This is a genomic window from Microvirga sp. BF8 (assembly GCF_059888585.1).
Genome location: NZ_CM187619.1, coordinates 1,461,671 through 1,477,005, shown reverse-complemented (window position 1 = coordinate 1,477,005; position 15,335 = coordinate 1,461,671). Strand labels below are relative to the sequence as shown.

Below are 15,335 nucleotides of genomic sequence, written 5' to 3'. Positions count from 1 at the left end.
TCTCCTTTTCCAACTCTAACGGGCTCGAAGGGACGCCGCCGACAGACCCCGCTGCAGCACGATGAAGGCGAACAGCAGGGCGCCGATGGCGATCTTCGTCCACCAGGAACTTAAGGTTCCCTCGAACGTGATGTAGGTCTGGATCAATCCCTGAATAAGCACACCGACAAGCGTGCCGATGATCGTTCCATAACCTCCCGTCAGCAGCGTCCCACCGATGACGACCGCCGCGATGGTGTCGAGCTCGACCCCGGTCGCAGCCAGGGAATAGCCCGCGGAGGTGTAAAAAGAAAAGACGATTCCGGCCACGGCCGCCAGGAAACTCGACAGCATGTAGATGCGGATGGTGGTCTTCCCCACGGGAACGCCCATCAGCTCCGCCGAGGTCCGGTTGCCGCCGAGCGCGTAGACATTGGCGCCAAAGCGGGTGAAATGGGCCAGAACGATGCCGGCAGCGAAAGTCAGCAGCATGACGATGGCAATGAAGGTCAAGCGCCCGCCGCCCGGAAGAGCAAAGGCAATGTCCGTGATTTGGCCATAGGCGGGCGCGTTGATCGGGATCGAATCCGTGGTCAGAACGAAGCACAGGCCCCGTGCCAGGAACATGCCTGCCAATGTGACGATGAAAGCCGGGATCTGAAAGGTGTGGATCAGGAAGCCCATGGTGGCCCCGAACAGAGAGGCAATGCCCAGGACAAGAATGAAGGCGAGATACGGGTTGAGCCCGTATTTCTCGATGCCGACGGCGAGGAACACGCCCGTGAAGGCGATGACCGAGCCTACCGAGAGATCGATGCCGCCGGAGAGGATGACGAAGGTCATGCCGACTGCGACGATGCCGAGGAAGGCGTTATCGGTCAGAAGATTGCCGATCACGCGGGTCGAGGCGAAGCTCGGGAATTGCGCAAGGCAGATCAGGTAGCCGACGATGAAGACGGCGAGCGTGATGAGGACGGGAAGGTGACGCCGGATCATGCTCTTGCCCTCAATACGGCACGGACGGCCGACAGGACGGGCGACTGGGCGAGAAGCACGCCGAGCACCACGATGGCCTTCACGATGAGGTTGTATTCCGGCGGATAGCCGCTCAGCAGGATGCCGGTATTCATCGCCTGGATGATGAGGGCTCCGACGATGGCGAGCCCGAGACTGAAGCGTCCTCCGAAAAGGGACGTGCCGCCGATCACCACGGCGAGGATCGCATCCAGTTCGAGCCAGAGACCGGCATTGTTGGCGTCGGCTCCGCGGATATCGGCCGTCACGATCAGGCCCGCGATCGCCGCGCACAGGCTGCACCACATATAGACCGCGATGGTCACGACCTTGGTGCCGATGCCCGCATAGGCGCTCGAGCGCACATTGGCGCCGACGGATTCGATGAAAAGTCCCAAGGCCGTGTAGCGGACGACGAAATGCGTGATGATGAGCATCACGATGGCGATCGCCACTGGCATGGGCAGCATGAGGAAGGAGCCGCTGCCGACGGCCGCGAAACTGTCGCTGGTGAAGGTGATGATCTGGCCTTCCGTGATCAGCTGCGCGAAGCCGCGTCCCGCCACCATCAGGATCAGGGTGGCCACGAAGGGCTGGATCTCGAGTACAGCGACGAGAATGCCGTTCCACAAGCCGCAGGCAAGGCCGATACCGGCGGCAGCGGCGAGTGCCGCGGGCACCGGATAGCCCTGTGCCGTCAGTGTTGCGGCCATCGCGCCCGCAATCGCCATGACGGCGCCGACGGAAAGATCAATGCCGCGCGTCGCGATGACAAGGGTCATCCCTAGGGCCAGGATGGCCACCGGCGCGCCACGGTTTAGCACGTCGATGAGACTGCCGAAGAGGCGTCCGTCCTGCAGGCGCAGGGCGAAGAAGTCGCGGAAGACGAGCCAGTTGACGAGAAAGACGAGAAGGAGCGCCGCAACCTGCGGAAGCCCCTTGGGAAGGGTGCGGGAAGGACTGGCCTTGATCATTCCGCTCATTCAATGGCCTGCAATGGTTGTCATGATGGCGTCGGCGCTCACTTCAGAGCCGGAGAGTTCGCGCACGTGCCGCCGGTCGCGCAAGACGACGACCCGGTCGCTGTAAGAGGCGATCTCCTCCAGCTCGGACGAGATGACAAGGAGGGCGAGTCCGTCCTCGCACAGCCGCTCGATCAGGCGGATGATCTCCGCATGCGCCCCCACATCGATGCCGCGGGTCGGCTCGTCCAGGATGAGGAAACGCGGCTCGGTGGCAAGCCAGCGCGCCAGCAGCGCCTTCTGCTGATTGCCGCCGGAGAGAAAGCCGATGGGCTTTTCCGCATCCGGCGTGCGGATGTCGAGCAGCTTGATGAAGCGGTCGGCGATCTCCTCCTGCTTACGTCTCGGGATCAGCCGCAGCCAGCCGCGTTGAGCCTGAAGCGCGAGGATGATGTTTTCGCGAACGGACAGTTCCGCCACGATTCCTTCCGTCTTGCGATCCTCCGGCGTGAACCCGAACCGCAGCCGCGCGGCGTCGCGCGGCGTGGCGATGCGCACCGGCCTGCCGTCGACAAAGGCCTGCCCGCTGTCGGCGCGTTCGATGCCGAAAACAAGTTTGGCCGTCTCCGTACGGCCGGAGCCGAGGAGACCCGCAAGGCCCACCACCTCGCCGGGGCGCACAGCCAGATCGAACGGCTCCATGAGGCGGCGCTTGCCGTAATCCTTGAACGCGACGAGCGGCTCACCCGTGACGGCGCTGCGCTGGTCGCGGTGCAGCGATTCCGCTGCCAGCTCACGCCCCAGCATCATGGAGACGAGGTCGATGCGCGGCAGCTCCGCAATGGGGCGGGAGCCCACGAGACGTCCGTTGCGCAACACGGTGATCCGGTCGCACATCGCATAAACCTGATCAAGAAAATGCGTGACGAACACGATGCCGATGCCCCGGCTCTTGAGATCGCGCAGGATCTTGAAGAGGGTTTCGACCTCATGCGCGTCGAGGCTCGCCGTCGGCTCGTCGAGGATCAGCACCTTGGCCGAGAGATCCACCGCACGGGCGATGGCAACGATCTGCTGGATCGCTACCGAATAGGTGCCCAGCGGATTGGCGACGTCGATGTCGAGGCCGTAGCCTGCCAGCAACTCTTCCGAGAGGCGGCGCATCTCGCCGGTGCGCACCAGCCCGAAGCGACACGGCTGGCGGCCGATGAAGAGGTTTTCCGCCACCGACAGATTGGGGAGAAGATTGACTTCCTGATAGACAGTCCCGATGCCGAGCGCGAGCGCGTCCGCCGGATCGCGCGCCTCGATTCCCTGCCCGTCGAGACGGATGGTGCCGGCGTCGCGATTGAACACGCCGGTGAGAACCTTGATCAGGGTGGACTTTCCGGCCCCGTTCTCCCCCAGCAGGCCGTGGATCTCCCCCGCATGCAGCGTGAAGTCGACATGATCGAGCGCCTGCACGCCCGGGAAACCCTTCGTGAGACCTCGGATCTCGAGAAGTTGGGGCTGTTCCGTCACTAATGGCATCCCACCCTTGCCGATCCATGTGCAAAGCAGCAGGCGATTGCCGCCTGCTGATCCAACTCATACACGGTTTCAGTAGAGGTCCTTGCGCTTCTCGTATTCGGCCTTTGCAGTCTCGGGCGTAAAGACCTTCGACTCTGTCTGGATCCACTTTTTCGGCGCCGTGCCACCCTTCTTGAAGGCGATGAGCGCATCGAGGGCCGGGCCCGCCATGTTCGGCGTCAGCTCGACCGTGACGTTGGCTTCGCCGTCGGCCATGGCCTTGAAGATATCCGGAACGCCGTCGATGGAGACGATCTTGATGTCCGTGCCGGGCTTCAGGCCGGCTTCCTTAATGGCCTGGATGGCGCCGATCGCCATGTCGTCGTTATGCGCATAGACTGCGCAGATATTCTTGCCGCCGCCCTCGGCTTTGATGAAGCTTTCCATGACTTCCTTACCCTTGGTACGGGTGAAGTCACCGGATTGCGTGCGGATGATCTTCATGCCGGGATTGGCGGCAACGACCTGATCGAAACCTTTCTTGCGGTTGATCGCGGGGCTTGAGCCGACGGTTCCCTGCAGTTCCACCACGTTGCACTTGCCGCCCGTTTCCTTGGCGAGCCATTCGCCGGCCACCTTGCCTTCGTAGACGGTGTCGGAGGTCACGGCGGTGAGGTAGAGCGACTCGTCCTTCGTGTCGATGGAGCGGTCGAGCAGCACGACTGGGATCTTGGCATCCTTTGCCTCTTTGAGAACCGCATCCCAGCCCGTCGACACGACCGGCGCGATGAAGATGGCATCGACGCCCTGGGCGATGAAGGAGCGCACCGCACGGATCTGGTTTTCCTGCTTCTGCTGCGCATCGGAAATCTTCAGGTCGATGCCACGCTTTTCGGCTTCGATCTTCGAGACCTTCGTCTCGGCCGCACGCCAGCCGGATTCCGACCCGACCTGCGAGAATCCGACGGTCATTTTGCCCTGCGCAAGAGCGGCGCCTGAGGACAGCATCAGCGCAGCCATGCCAATCGTCGTCAGAAGATGACGGGCCTTCATGAGCTTTCTCCCTAAAAATTGTCGTTGCTCTTCGACTTTAGCAGCCTTATCAGCTGGCTATTAGTACTATTATATGAATCAAATAGAGAGCCTATTCAACGAAAGTCGCGTCCTCAAAAGTCTCGCCGAGCGGGGCGATACACAGTTTCAAGGCACCGGAAGAATGACTGAAGACAGGAAACGCCAGCTGCGCAGCGAAGCGTGGTTCGCCCGCCAGGACAAAATGGGCTTCTATTATCGTTCTTTTTTGAAGAACAGCGGCTTTCCCCAGGACCAGTTCGAGGGACGCCCGGTGATCGGCATCTGCAATACCTGGTCGGAGCTGACACCCTGCAACGCCCATTTCCGCACAATCGCCGAACACGTGCGTTACGGCGTGCTGGATGCGGGCGGCTTCCCCCTAGAGTTTCCGGTCTCCTCTCTTGGAGAGGTAACCATGCGACCGACCGCGATGCTGTTTCGCAACCTCGCCGCCATGGATGTGGAAGAGGCGATCCGTGCCCACCCCCTCGATGGCGTGGTGCTCCTCATGGGCTGCGACAAGACCACCCCTGCCCTGCTGATGGGAGCGGCCTCGGCGGACCTGCCCACCATTGGCGTCTCCGGCGGCCCGCAGCTGAGGGGCGTCTATCGCGGCCAGTACATCGGCTCGGGCACCAACATCATCTCCATGAGCGAGCAACTGCGCGCCGGTGAGGTCACACTGGAGGAATTCCATGAGGCAGAAGGCGGCATGAACCGCTCCGCCGGCCATTGCATGACCATGGGCACGGCTTCGACCATGGCCTCGATGGTCGAGGCGCTCGGCGTCGGCCTGCCCGAGAACGCCGCCATTCCCGCAACGGATGCGCGCCGCAACCATCTTGCCCGCTTGGCCGGGCGGCGAATCGTCGAAATGGTGCGGGAGGATCTGGTTCTCTCGAAGATCCTGACGCGGCAGGCCTTCGAGAATGCGATCCGAACCCTGGCTGCCATTGGCGGATCGACGAACGCTGTGGTTCATCTCCTCGCCATCGCCGGTCGCTCGGGGATCGACCTCACCCTCGACGATTTCGACAGGCTGGGACGGGACGTCCATTGCCTCGTCGATCTGATGCCGTCCGGCCGGTTCCTGATGGAGGATTTCTATTATGCGGGCGGATTACCCGCAGTTCTGAGAACGCTCGGTGAGCGTGGGCTCCTGAACAGGGATGCGCGCGCAGTCAATGGCCATACGATCTGGGAAAACGTGAAGGACGCGCCGTGCTGGAACAGCACCGTGATCACAAGCTTCGACGAACCGTTCAAGCCGAATGCGGGAATTGCCATCCTGCGCGGCAATCTCGCCCCCAACGGTGCCGTGATCAAACCGTCCGCAGCCTCACCTGAGCTGATGAACCATACTGGCCGCGCGGTCGTGTTCGAGACCATCGAAGAGCTTCACGAGCGCATCGACGACGAGACCCTCGATATCGACGAGACCTGCATCATGGTGCTCAAGAATTGCGGCCCCAAGGGCTATCCGGGCATGGCGGAGGTCGGCAACATGCCGCTGCCGCAGAAGCTGCTCAAGAGAGGCGTCCGCGACATGATCCGTATCTCGGACGCACGCATGTCGGGCACCGCCTACGGAACGGTGGTGCTGCACGTGGCGCCGGAAGCCGCCGCCGGCGGACCGCTCGCCCTGGTGGAAAACGGCGACCTGATCACGCTCGATGTCGCCGCGCGCAGCCTGCATCTTCATGTCGAGGCTGAAGAGATGGAGCGTCGACGCGCCGCCTGGGTGCCCCCCGCACCGCATGCGGAGCGCGGCTGGGCCAGGCTCTATGTCGACCACGTGCTCCAGGCCGACAAAGGTGCCGATCTCGACTTTCTCGTCGGACGCACAGGCTCGCCCGTTCCGCGCGACAATCACTGACAGTCGAAGAAACCGAAGGGAGAAACCATGTCCTTGTCCGGCACGTCGTCCATGCGCCCCTATCGCGGCGTCTTTCCCGTGGCCCCGACCATCTTTCATGAGGGCGGTCAGCTCGATCTCGAAGGCCAGAAGCGGGCCATCGATTTCATGATCGACGCGGGCTCCGACGGAATCTGCATCCTGGCGAACTTCTCCGAGCAGTTCCTGCTCACCGATGCTGAGCGCGAGGCGGTGATGACGGCGGTGCTCGATCACGTGGCCGGACGGGTCCCGGTCATCGTCACCGCCAGCCATTTCTCGACGGAGATCTGTGCCGAGCGCTGCCGTCGGGCGCAAGCCGCGGGCGCGGCCATGGTGATGATCATGCCGCCCTTCTTCGGCGCGACCTTGCGCGTCTCCGAGGCTGGGATCCACGAATTCTTCCGCCGGGTTTCGGGCGCTATCGATATCCCGATCATGATCCAGGATGCGCCGATGGCCGGCACCTTCCTGTCAGCGCCTTTCCTTGCGCGCATGGCGAAGGAGATCGCCAACGTCTCCTATTTCAAGATCGAAGTGCCTGGCACGGCGGCCAAGCTGCGCGAACTGATCGCGCTTGGACAGGATGCCATCGAAGGCCCCTGGGACGGCGAAGAGGCAATCACCCTCATGGCCGATCTCGATGCCGGCGCCACGGGCGCGATGACAGGTGGCGGCTATCCCGACGGCATCCGCAAGATTATCGACCCCTATTTCGCCGGCAACCGGGAAGAGGCTCTCGTCGCCTATGAGCGCTGGCTGCCGCTGATCAACTACGAGAACCGCCAGTGCGGGCTGCTCGCCTGCAAGGCGCTCATGATGGAAGGCGGCGTGATCCGCTCGGACGCCGTGCGTCACCCGCTGCAGCCACTGCATTCCGAGACAAGAAAGGGCCTCCTCGAGGTCGCCACGCGCCTCGACCCCATGGTTCTGCGCTGGGGGCGATAAGGACCCACACGATACGTTTAAGCCCCGGATGCCCTGACCTGCACAAGGGTGAGCCCCTGTTTCCAAGCCTGATTGATCGGCGAAAGCCCATGACGATACGCCGGTACGCTCGCCTGCTCGGACTTTGGCTCCGCGCATCTGGTCTCGATCTCCCGCCTACAAACCCATTCCCTGCGGCGGACCAAAGCCTCGATGATCAGTCAGAGAACCGGGAACCTTCGGGGCCATCCAGCCCCTGCCCGGCCACCCCAAGTTCAAGAGTACCGTGCGGTATCTCGGCATCGACGTCGATGATGTCCTTCTGTTTGCGGAGCAGGTTGAGATCGAACCGACTGAGGCGGCCCGCTCACGTGCCGCTTCAGAACCTACCGCCGGTTAGGGAGCAGGGTTCCGGACCTGAGGCTTAAGCAGCCACAAGGCAACGGCTGGCGCGCGCCAAATTCGAACGTTGGCGCCCCCTGCATCACCCCAATTCGGCGGCATCACTCCCTTCACAGCCACGTGCGCCAATGCATCTTTGGCCTTGGATAGCAATGGTGCTCGATGCCTGGACTGGCCCATCTCTTTCCCATTGTCCCAACCAGGCAACAACCTGTCCCAAAACGTCAAGCCGATCGGTCGAATTGGCGCGATGATTATGGTTTCTGCGGTGGCCCGAGGGAAACCCAACTCCTCGATCTGGCCGGAGGAAACACGCTCGGGAGGGGCCCGCGATGGGTCGGCAGCTTCGGCCGGGACGAGTAGCGCAGCCGACGCGCCGCACTGTCCCTGATCCATCGTGCCGGCACGGTACTGAGCCCATGCGGGAGCAAGCCGGAGCGCTGTCATGGCCGGGACGAACCCGATGGAGCCACCTCCCCTCGGCCCAATGAGGGCTTCGACGGTGCCACCTGCGGATGGCGGCACTGCGACAGGCGGACATGGGGCTGAATGGTTGCGCTGGATGCCCGGTCTCAACACCCTCCTCCGGTATGAGACCGCATGGCTGGGCCGCGATGTCGTGGCCGGTCTGGTGCTGGCGACCATGCTCGTCCCCGTCGGAATCGCCTATGCCGTAGCGTCCGGCCTGCCGGGCATTTGCGGCCTCTACGCCACGATCATACCGCTGCTGGTTTATGCCGTATTCGGGCCGAGCCGTATCCTCGTCCTCGGCCCGGACTCCGCCCTGGCGGCCGTCATCCTCGGCGTCGTGCTGCCATTGTCCGGTGGGGATCCGCAGCGTGCCATCGTCCTGGGCGGCATGATGGCGCTCGTGTCGGGAACAGTCCTGATACTCGCCGGACTTGCGCGTCTGGGCTTCGTGACCGAGCTCCTGTCCAAGCCGATCCGCTACGGCTACATGAACGGCATTGCCTTGACCGTCCTGATCAGCCAGCTCCCCAAGTTCTTCGGCTTCTCGGTCGAGAGCGCGGGGCCGTTGCGGGACTTATGGGCGATCGGCGGCGCCGTCGTGGCCGGCAGGACGAACTGGGTAGCCCTTGCGATTGGCTTGGGAACGCTGGTGACCATCCTGCTGCTACGGGGGAGCAGGCGTGTGCCGGGCATCTTGGTCGCTGTCGTCGGTGCCGCCATCATTGTCGGGATGTTCAACCTCGCGGAGCGCCACAGCGTCTCGATCCTCGGCTCACTGCCCCAGGGCCTGCCCAGTTTCGCCATCCCGTGGATCAGTGTCGGCGACATCGTTCCCGTGCTGATCGGAGGCTGCGCCGTCGCCATGGTGTCGTTCGCTGATACAAGCGTGCTCTCCCGCGCCTATGCCGCACGGACCCACACCACGGTCGACCCCAACCAGGAGATGGTGGGGCTCGGAGCCGCCAATCTCGCCACCGGGTTCTTTCAAGGCTTCCCGATCAGCAGCAGCAGCTCGCGCACACCTGTGGCCGAAGCCGCGGGCGCACGTACGCAATTGACCGGCATCGTCGGCGCACTCGCCATCGCCCTGCTCTTGCTTGTAGCCCCCGACCTCCTGCGGAACCTGCCCAGCTCCGCCTTGGCCGCCGTCGTCATCGCGTCGGCCATCGGGCTGTTCGAGATCGCCGATCTCAAGCGGATCTATCGCATCCAAGGCTGGGAGTTCTGGCTGTCGATCGCCTGCTTCGCCGGCGTTGCCGTGTTCGGCGCCATCCCGGGGATCGGTTTGGCGATCGTGATCGCCGTCATCGAGTTCCTGTGGGATGGCTGGCGTCCGTACTCCGCGGTGCTTGGACGCCCGGCCGGCGTCGAGGGCTATCATGACATCACGCGCTATCCGGAGGCTCGTCGGATCCCCGGCCTTGTCCTGTTCCGTTGGGACGCACCCCTGTTCTTCGCCAACGCGGAGCTGTTCCGCGAACGCGTTCTCGCCGCTGTGGCCGACTCGCCGACGCAGGTACGATGCGTGGTCGTTGCAGCGGCGCCGGTCACGAGTGTCGACGTGACCGCGGCCGATGCCCTGACCGAGCTCGATGAGGCGCTGCTGGCGCAAGGCGTCGAGCTTCGATTTGCCGAACTGAAGGACCCGGTCAAGGACAAGCTGCGGCGGTTCGGGCTGTTCGACCGGTTCGGCGAGACGCGGTTCTTCCCGACGATCAACGCGGCCGTGTCGCAATACCTCGGAACAACGTGAAGGATCTTGACCATGCCTGTCCGGATCGACCGCAGGCTCACTGTGACGCATGATCGATGTCCCTGAGCGGGGTTGGTCCGCGGCGCATCCTTCAGGCGCTCATGGCCCGCCCGTCGGGTCGCGGCTGTGCATGGCCTGTCTTAGCACCTCGAAGATGACCGCCGTCGACCAACCGAACAGCAGCACGCCATTCATGGCGGCCATCGGCCCGAGCAGCCGCCAGCGCTCGACCGGCACGACGTCGCCGTAACCGAGCGTCGTGTAGTTGACGAAGGCGAAGTACAGGACATTGGTCCCGGCAGGCACCACGTCCAGGATCGCATAAGCAAGCGACCAGATGATCACCTCGGCGACGTGGGCAACCATCAGCACCCCGACGGTCGCCACCATGACGGCGGCGAGCCAGACGTGGGATTGGCGGCGATCCCACTTCGAGGCGTTCCGGGCGGTGCCCACGACGGCCGCCATCACGACCGCGTGAAGCGCGATGTTGCCCAGGCTGACGAGCCCGCCGAGGAGAAGCTGTCGCAACACGATCGACATTCTACGACGTGGTGGCTGGGATCAGATAGAGGATGGCCGCGATGATGAGGTAGAGGGCAAGCAGCTGTGCCCCCCGGAACCATGTAGAGTGGCCCATCGTGGTCACTGTCGCTCCGAGAAGCACCGCTCCGAACAGCATCCACATCTCGGCCTGCGAGAACACGAGCCGGAACTGAGGCTGACCCATCGCCGGCGCCACCAGCACCAGGATCGGCGCCACGAACAGCGCGATCTGCACGCAGCTTCCAAGGGCGATACCGATGCTGAGATCAGGTCGGTTCGCCCGGCCCATGGCAATGGCCGATCCGGCCTCGGCTGCGCCGCCGACGAGGGCGAGCACGATCACACCCATGAACATCTGCGACATGCCCAGCGCGTGCCCGGCCTGCTCGGCAGCCCCGACGAGGATCTCGCTCATCCATGCGGCGCCGAGCGACGCCACCAGCAAGGTTACGATCCCCCTTGCGAGACTGGGGCGCTCACCCGCCTCGTCGTCTGACAGAGGCGCGTTCAACTCGGCGAAGGTTTCCAGATGGGTTCGCAGGGAGTAGAGCAGGAACAGCCCATAGAGGCCCAGCAGGACGACTGCCACCACCAGATCCAGGGTGGCGTGCACGCCCAGGTGGGGTTCAGTCTCAAGGGCGCGATGGAACGCGCTCGGCAGCGCCAGGCTGATCCAGGCGAGCACCATCGTCGAGGAGTAGGTGCGGACGGCGTTCGGGTTGTACTCCTGGCTGTGGTGGCGCAGGCCACCCAGAAGGAAGGACAAGCCCAGGGCTACCAGCAGGTTCGCGAGAAGTGCCCCGACGATGGAGGCGCGCACCATCTCCAGCAGGCCGACCCGCAGGGCGGCCATGGCAATGATCAGTTCCGGCAGGTTGCCGAAGGTGGCGTTGAGCAGGCCGCCGACGGTGGCACCGGTGTGGGCGGCGACCTGCTCTGTCCCCTGGACGATGAGCTTGGCAAACGGCACGATGGCCAGGGAGGCGCAAAAGAAGACCAGGCCGGCAGGAACGGTGCCGGCGTAGGAAAACAAGGCTGCGACAGGCGCGAGGACCAAGAGCCACAAGAGCGACGGCCCGAACGAGAATCGCTTGAGCAGGTATGCCTCGGCCACCGGGTGCGCTTCGGGATAGGGCTTGTCCACCATGACGTCATTCCCTGGTTCCAGCGGCCGGCCGCGATCATGATGCGGCGGAGCGAAAGCTCTTAGCGCCTGCCCACGCGATTGACCGGACCGCCACGGTTCATTGGCGTTCCCCGTCGCACACCGACACCCGGTGCGCCGACGCCCGGGGTCGCCACGGCACGCGCGACTGGACGCGGCCGCAGCACGACGCCAGGTCGCACGACGCAGCCGACAGGATAATTGATGTATTGGCAGTAGCCACTGCACGGGCCTCTTCGGTACTGGCGGCCACAAATCCAACTGCCAGTGCAGACAACGCGATCGCGAGCTTCATTTTCGCCTCCTTCGATTCTAGGAAAATCTTGTCCGTCATGATGTCAGTCCGTCGCTCCTCGTCCTGCAATCCGGCGATACCTTTCATCGTCCATTGACGACGTCAGAGGGGCGGCAATTCCTGACCGGACACAGGGCGATATCTACCGTCCTCACCCAAGGCGGCCAGGCGGCTTCCTGAAGCGCACAGAAGCTCGGGTCCCGTACATTGAGGTCGTCGGTTGCCGGTCCCCGCAAGCAGCACGACTGCACCGCGAGGCCACGATTTCCGTCGCCTGCGCACAGGTCACCGACCAGTACGTCCGCTCCGACTGGGCGTAGGCCCTGGTCGCTGTTCCCTCGATAACAATGGCGATCGGGATGAGCCTCATCGCTTCCACCTCCAGCCTCATCCTAGTCCAGTCGGAGCGCGGCGCTTGACCGGTGGAGACAATCTCCTGACACTTTGGGTCTCGCCGCAGCGTCGTGATGGCCCTTGGCTCGTCGTGCGGCGGGCACCTGACCCGACCAGGGCCGGAAGGTCGGTTGACGACATTGGCGCCCAAACTGCCCGGGCCCTAGCGTTCCCGCACACGGCCACACAACTGCCGCTAACGCCGTTGCCTCGCGCACGACAGGGTTAACGAGCTCCCGCGGTCGCGCGCACAGGGCGGGAACGGAGAGTCAGCTTAGGATCGGGAACCGAGATCCCCTGCGCATTCAGAAGGTCTCGTTCGATGTGAATTGCTGACTTTGAGCGCAGGTCTCAGGCGTCCCAGGATTGGACATTCCTGGCCCACAGGTTCTGTCTCGTAGAGCAGTGTTTCGAGAGCGCTAGGAAGCAGCGGCCCGTCAAGCGCGATGACCGCCTGCCCTGTGGCCTCATGGTTTGCCTCGGGTACTGAGGCGGTGCACGTGGGAATGCTGAAAGCTTCTCCCGGCGGCGAAGTTCCTGGCTCAGACGGCCTATCTGAGGAGCGAGAGCTGTCGTTGACAATCCCTGCTCCGTGTCAGGCTAGTTGCCGGAACGTCCTACCGGCCGAAGGCGTTGGCACAGCGTGACCATTCAGGCGAGAAGGCATGCAGGCCATTCCGGACGCAGACTACATGACCTACCGGGCACCACGCGGCCGGGCCGCAGTCCGTATCGGAACTGCCGCCTGGAGCATCCCGAAGCAGCATGCCTCAGCGTTCCCGGCCGAGGGATCGCACCTGGAGCGTTACAGTGCGATCTTCGACGTGGTGGAGATCAATTCGTCCTTCTACCGCCCGCATCGAACAGCCACCTACGAGCGCTGGGCAGCCTCTGTGCCGGAGGCCTTCCGCTTTGCAGTGAAGGTCCCAAAGGCGATCACTCACGAGCGCCGGCTGAGGGATGTCGGTGACCTGCTGGATCGCTTCCTTTCAGAGGTGGGAGGCCTCGGGTGCAAGCTCGGCCCGTTGCTGGTTCAATTGCCGCCTAGTTTGAGCTTTCTGGCTGGGGTTGCTGACTGCTTCCTGAGTGAGCTTAGAAGCCGGATCGACGGCAGCATCGTCTGCGAGCCCCGCCATGCCTCCTGGTTCACGCAGGAGGTCGAGGCTCTGTTTGCCAAACTTCGGATCACCCGCGTGGCTGCAGATCCGGCCCCGGTGTCCGGCGCTGACGAGCCAGGCGGCTGGCGCGGTCTGGCATACTACCGCCTGCACGGCTCACCCAGGATCTACTACTCCCCCTACAGCCCGGAATATCTCGCAGCCAATGCGGAGCGGCTCGTACGCGATGCGGCGGCTGAGGTTTGGTGCATCTTCGACAATACGGCGGCCTTCGCTGCGACCAATGATGCGCTCGCGACACGGGCCATGGTGCGAGGGAGACAGCTTGAACCCGCCTCTTGACGGCGAGCACAACAAACCGATCATTCGGCGACCTGCGATCCCCATGAATGGGCTGGCCCGAACACCTGTCAGGCCGCTACGAACAACTCGTTCTGGCACCGTGATAAGGAAGAGCTGCGCTCTTTGGATCCTGCCATTGCTCGCCGCTTGTCGAAACGCGCTTGCGCTTCCTGGAGCAGGCTGCGCTTCTAGGCGTACGGCTGGTTTGCCGCCGTTGCGTCCCTCACGATCGCTGTCGCCGTGGCGTGAAGATCGACTGTCGCAGCATCTAGACCTGGACCGCGTCCAAACACCGTGCAATTGACAGCCATGGCGACACGTTCGAATCTTGGTTCAGCGAGCGACGCGATCTTACGGCCGCCAAACGATTCGTGCGAAAGGCTTTCAAACGTCATGGCAGACCGGACCGGATCGTGACCGACGTCAGCCAGACGAGCCGTAGCTATGGCTGTCCGAGGCGGACAGATGAAGAGGTGCTGGACGAAGCTGCGGGAGTGGCTGGAAGATTCTTGATCTTCGAGCCGGGGCATCCCCTAATTGGGATCGGACTGGAGAAGGATCACCCATGATGGCAGAACCGCTTCAGAAGCATCATCTCGTTCTTATTGTTGAGAACGAGATGATGATCGCCTCATTCCTGCAAGATGCTCTGGAAAGCTCGGGCTATGGAGTTGCCGGTCCATTCGTTGCCCGCGCCGATGCGCTGGAATGGCTTAAGAAACACACCCCTGATCTGGCCGTGATCTGCACTTTGCTGAATGATGGCTCCAGCAGAGACATTGCAGCGGAACTCAACCGGCGCGGCGTGCCCTTCATCATCTATTCCGGCAATCAACGGGACGAGGATGTCTTGCGCGAGTTCAGTGGTGCGGTTTGGGTCGAGAAGCCTGCAACGAATGAGACGCTTCTCGACACGCTTGCCAGCCTTCACGCCGAACCGCGGCAGGAGTAGCGACGAGAGCGACGATCTGGCTCCGGTTCACCTTCTCCCATACCCCTCCTACGTTCTCGCCCAGCCTCTCCAAACCCTGCGCCCATCCCTCCCTAAAGTCATTTTCTGACCGCGATCATTGGCCAGTGCCTGCCCGGAGGCAGACGAATTACCGCATGGCCTGTTCCAAAAAAGCCTCTTGAAGGTGGGCTTCTCAAGCCCTTGGTTTCCGGTCGTCGTGTTCCTGCACCGGCTGAAGATCCATCCCGTCGATCATCTCGGCTCGACGCGCTTCATGGACTCGGATTTTTGCGGAGATCTCCTCAACGCTGCTGCGGCTCGATCCGTAGAGAACTATTCCAGCCAGCGCGGCAGCGATCCCGACGACGAGCAATATGGCATCGGGTCGGATCAGGCTGAGAAGAGAGGCCAAAAGCAGAAGTGCACCTGCCGCGACGACCACCTTCCCCACGATCATGCTCTTCCGGCACTGCTCGGCGGCATTGGACAAGGCGTCGATCTCAGCTTCTAGATCGGCGATTTGCTGGTGCGAGTCAGTA

General features: G+C 63.1%; 13 protein-coding genes and 1 pseudogene. 7 read left to right on the top strand and 7 right to left on the bottom strand.

The genetic code is table 11. The annotated features are described in order from the left end of the window. Positions 1-15 precede the first annotated feature (15 nt). The 4 genes from yjfF to ytfQ all read right to left on the bottom strand — a co-directional run bounded on the left by yjfF (position 16) and on the right by ytfQ (position 4,517). The gene (gene yjfF / locus AC522E_RS07140) at positions 16-975 is read right to left on the bottom strand and encodes a galactofuranose ABC transporter, permease protein YjfF (protein WP_500749713.1); all 960 of its coding nucleotides are present in this window, start codon (positions 973-975) and stop codon (positions 16-18) included. Then, on the bottom strand, positions 972-1,976 hold the full coding sequence (gene ytfT / locus AC522E_RS07135) for a galactofuranose ABC transporter, ATP-binding protein YtfT (RefSeq protein WP_500749712.1): 1,005 nt from the start codon (positions 1,974-1,976) through the stop codon (positions 972-974). The genes yjfF and ytfT overlap by 4 nt, the downstream gene beginning before the upstream one ends. Beyond that, entirely contained in the window at positions 1,977-3,485 is a 1,509-nt protein-coding gene (ytfR, locus tag AC522E_RS07130; protein ID WP_500749711.1) for a galactofuranose ABC transporter, ATP-binding protein YtfR, read from the bottom strand. A gap of 69 nt (positions 3,486-3,554) precedes the next feature. After that, entirely contained in the window at positions 3,555-4,517 is a 963-nt protein-coding gene (ytfQ, locus tag AC522E_RS07125) for a galactofuranose ABC transporter, galactofuranose-binding protein YtfQ (RefSeq protein ID WP_500749710.1), read from the bottom strand. A gap of 163 nt (positions 4,518-4,680) precedes the next feature. Here ytfQ and AC522E_RS07120 point away from each other — a divergent pair, with 163 nt between their 5' ends. The 3 genes from AC522E_RS07120 to AC522E_RS07110 all read left to right on the top strand — a co-directional run bounded on the left by AC522E_RS07120 (position 4,681) and on the right by AC522E_RS07110 (position 9,985). Then, positions 4,681-6,414: an IlvD/Edd family dehydratase gene (locus AC522E_RS07120; RefSeq protein WP_500749709.1), complete on the top strand. Its 1,734-nt coding sequence runs from the start codon at positions 4,681-4,683 to the stop codon at positions 6,412-6,414. A 27-nt stretch (positions 6,415-6,441) separates the two neighbouring features. Beyond that, positions 6,442-7,380, top strand: coding sequence for a dihydrodipicolinate synthase family protein (locus tag AC522E_RS07115; protein WP_500749708.1), 939 nt, complete (start codon positions 6,442-6,444; stop codon positions 7,378-7,380). A 943-nt stretch (positions 7,381-8,323) separates the two neighbouring features. Then, positions 8,324-9,985 carry a SulP family inorganic anion transporter gene (locus tag AC522E_RS07110; protein ID WP_500749707.1) on the top strand — a complete coding sequence of 554 codons (1,662 nt, stop codon included), beginning with the start codon at positions 8,324-8,326 and terminating at the stop codon, positions 9,983-9,985. Positions 9,986-10,084: 99 nt separating this feature from the next. Here AC522E_RS07110 and AC522E_RS07105 read toward each other — a convergent pair whose 3' ends face one another. From AC522E_RS07105 to AC522E_RS07095, 3 genes are all read right to left on the bottom strand, one after another. Next, positions 10,085-10,528 (bottom strand): potassium channel family protein, encoded by a 444-nt coding sequence (locus tag AC522E_RS07105; RefSeq protein WP_500749706.1) that lies wholly within the window; start codon positions 10,526-10,528, stop codon positions 10,085-10,087. 1 nt (position 10,529) lies between these two features. Continuing rightward, positions 10,530-11,678: a calcium/proton exchanger gene (gene cax / locus AC522E_RS07100; RefSeq protein ID WP_500749705.1), complete on the bottom strand. Its 1,149-nt coding sequence runs from the start codon at positions 11,676-11,678 to the stop codon at positions 10,530-10,532. A 97-nt stretch (positions 11,679-11,775) separates the two neighbouring features. Then, the gene (locus AC522E_RS07095; RefSeq protein ID WP_500749704.1) at positions 11,776-12,030 is read right to left on the bottom strand and encodes a hypothetical protein; all 255 of its coding nucleotides are present in this window, start codon (positions 12,028-12,030) and stop codon (positions 11,776-11,778) included. Between the two features lie 1,019 nt (positions 12,031-13,049). On the opposite strand from AC522E_RS07095, the gene AC522E_RS07090 reads away from it, so the two are divergent. The 4 genes and pseudogenes from AC522E_RS07090 to AC522E_RS07075 all read left to right on the top strand — a co-directional run bounded on the left by AC522E_RS07090 (position 13,050) and on the right by AC522E_RS07075 (position 15,307). Beyond that, entirely contained in the window at positions 13,050-13,844 is a 795-nt protein-coding gene (locus AC522E_RS07090) for a DUF72 domain-containing protein (protein ID WP_500749703.1), read from the top strand. A gap of 290 nt (positions 13,845-14,134) precedes the next feature. Beyond that, positions 14,135-14,284, top strand: a pseudogene (locus AC522E_RS07085) (DDE-type integrase/transposase/recombinase); the annotation flags it as partial. A 125-nt stretch (positions 14,285-14,409) separates the two neighbouring features. After that, on the top strand, positions 14,410-14,796 hold the full coding sequence (locus AC522E_RS07080; RefSeq protein ID WP_500749702.1) for a response regulator: 387 nt from the start codon (positions 14,410-14,412) through the stop codon (positions 14,794-14,796). Positions 14,797-14,974: 178 nt separating this feature from the next. Then, positions 14,975-15,307 carry a hypothetical protein gene (locus AC522E_RS07075; protein WP_500749701.1) on the top strand — a complete coding sequence of 111 codons (333 nt, stop codon included), beginning with the start codon at positions 14,975-14,977 and terminating at the stop codon, positions 15,305-15,307. Positions 15,308-15,335: the final 28 nt, after the last annotated feature.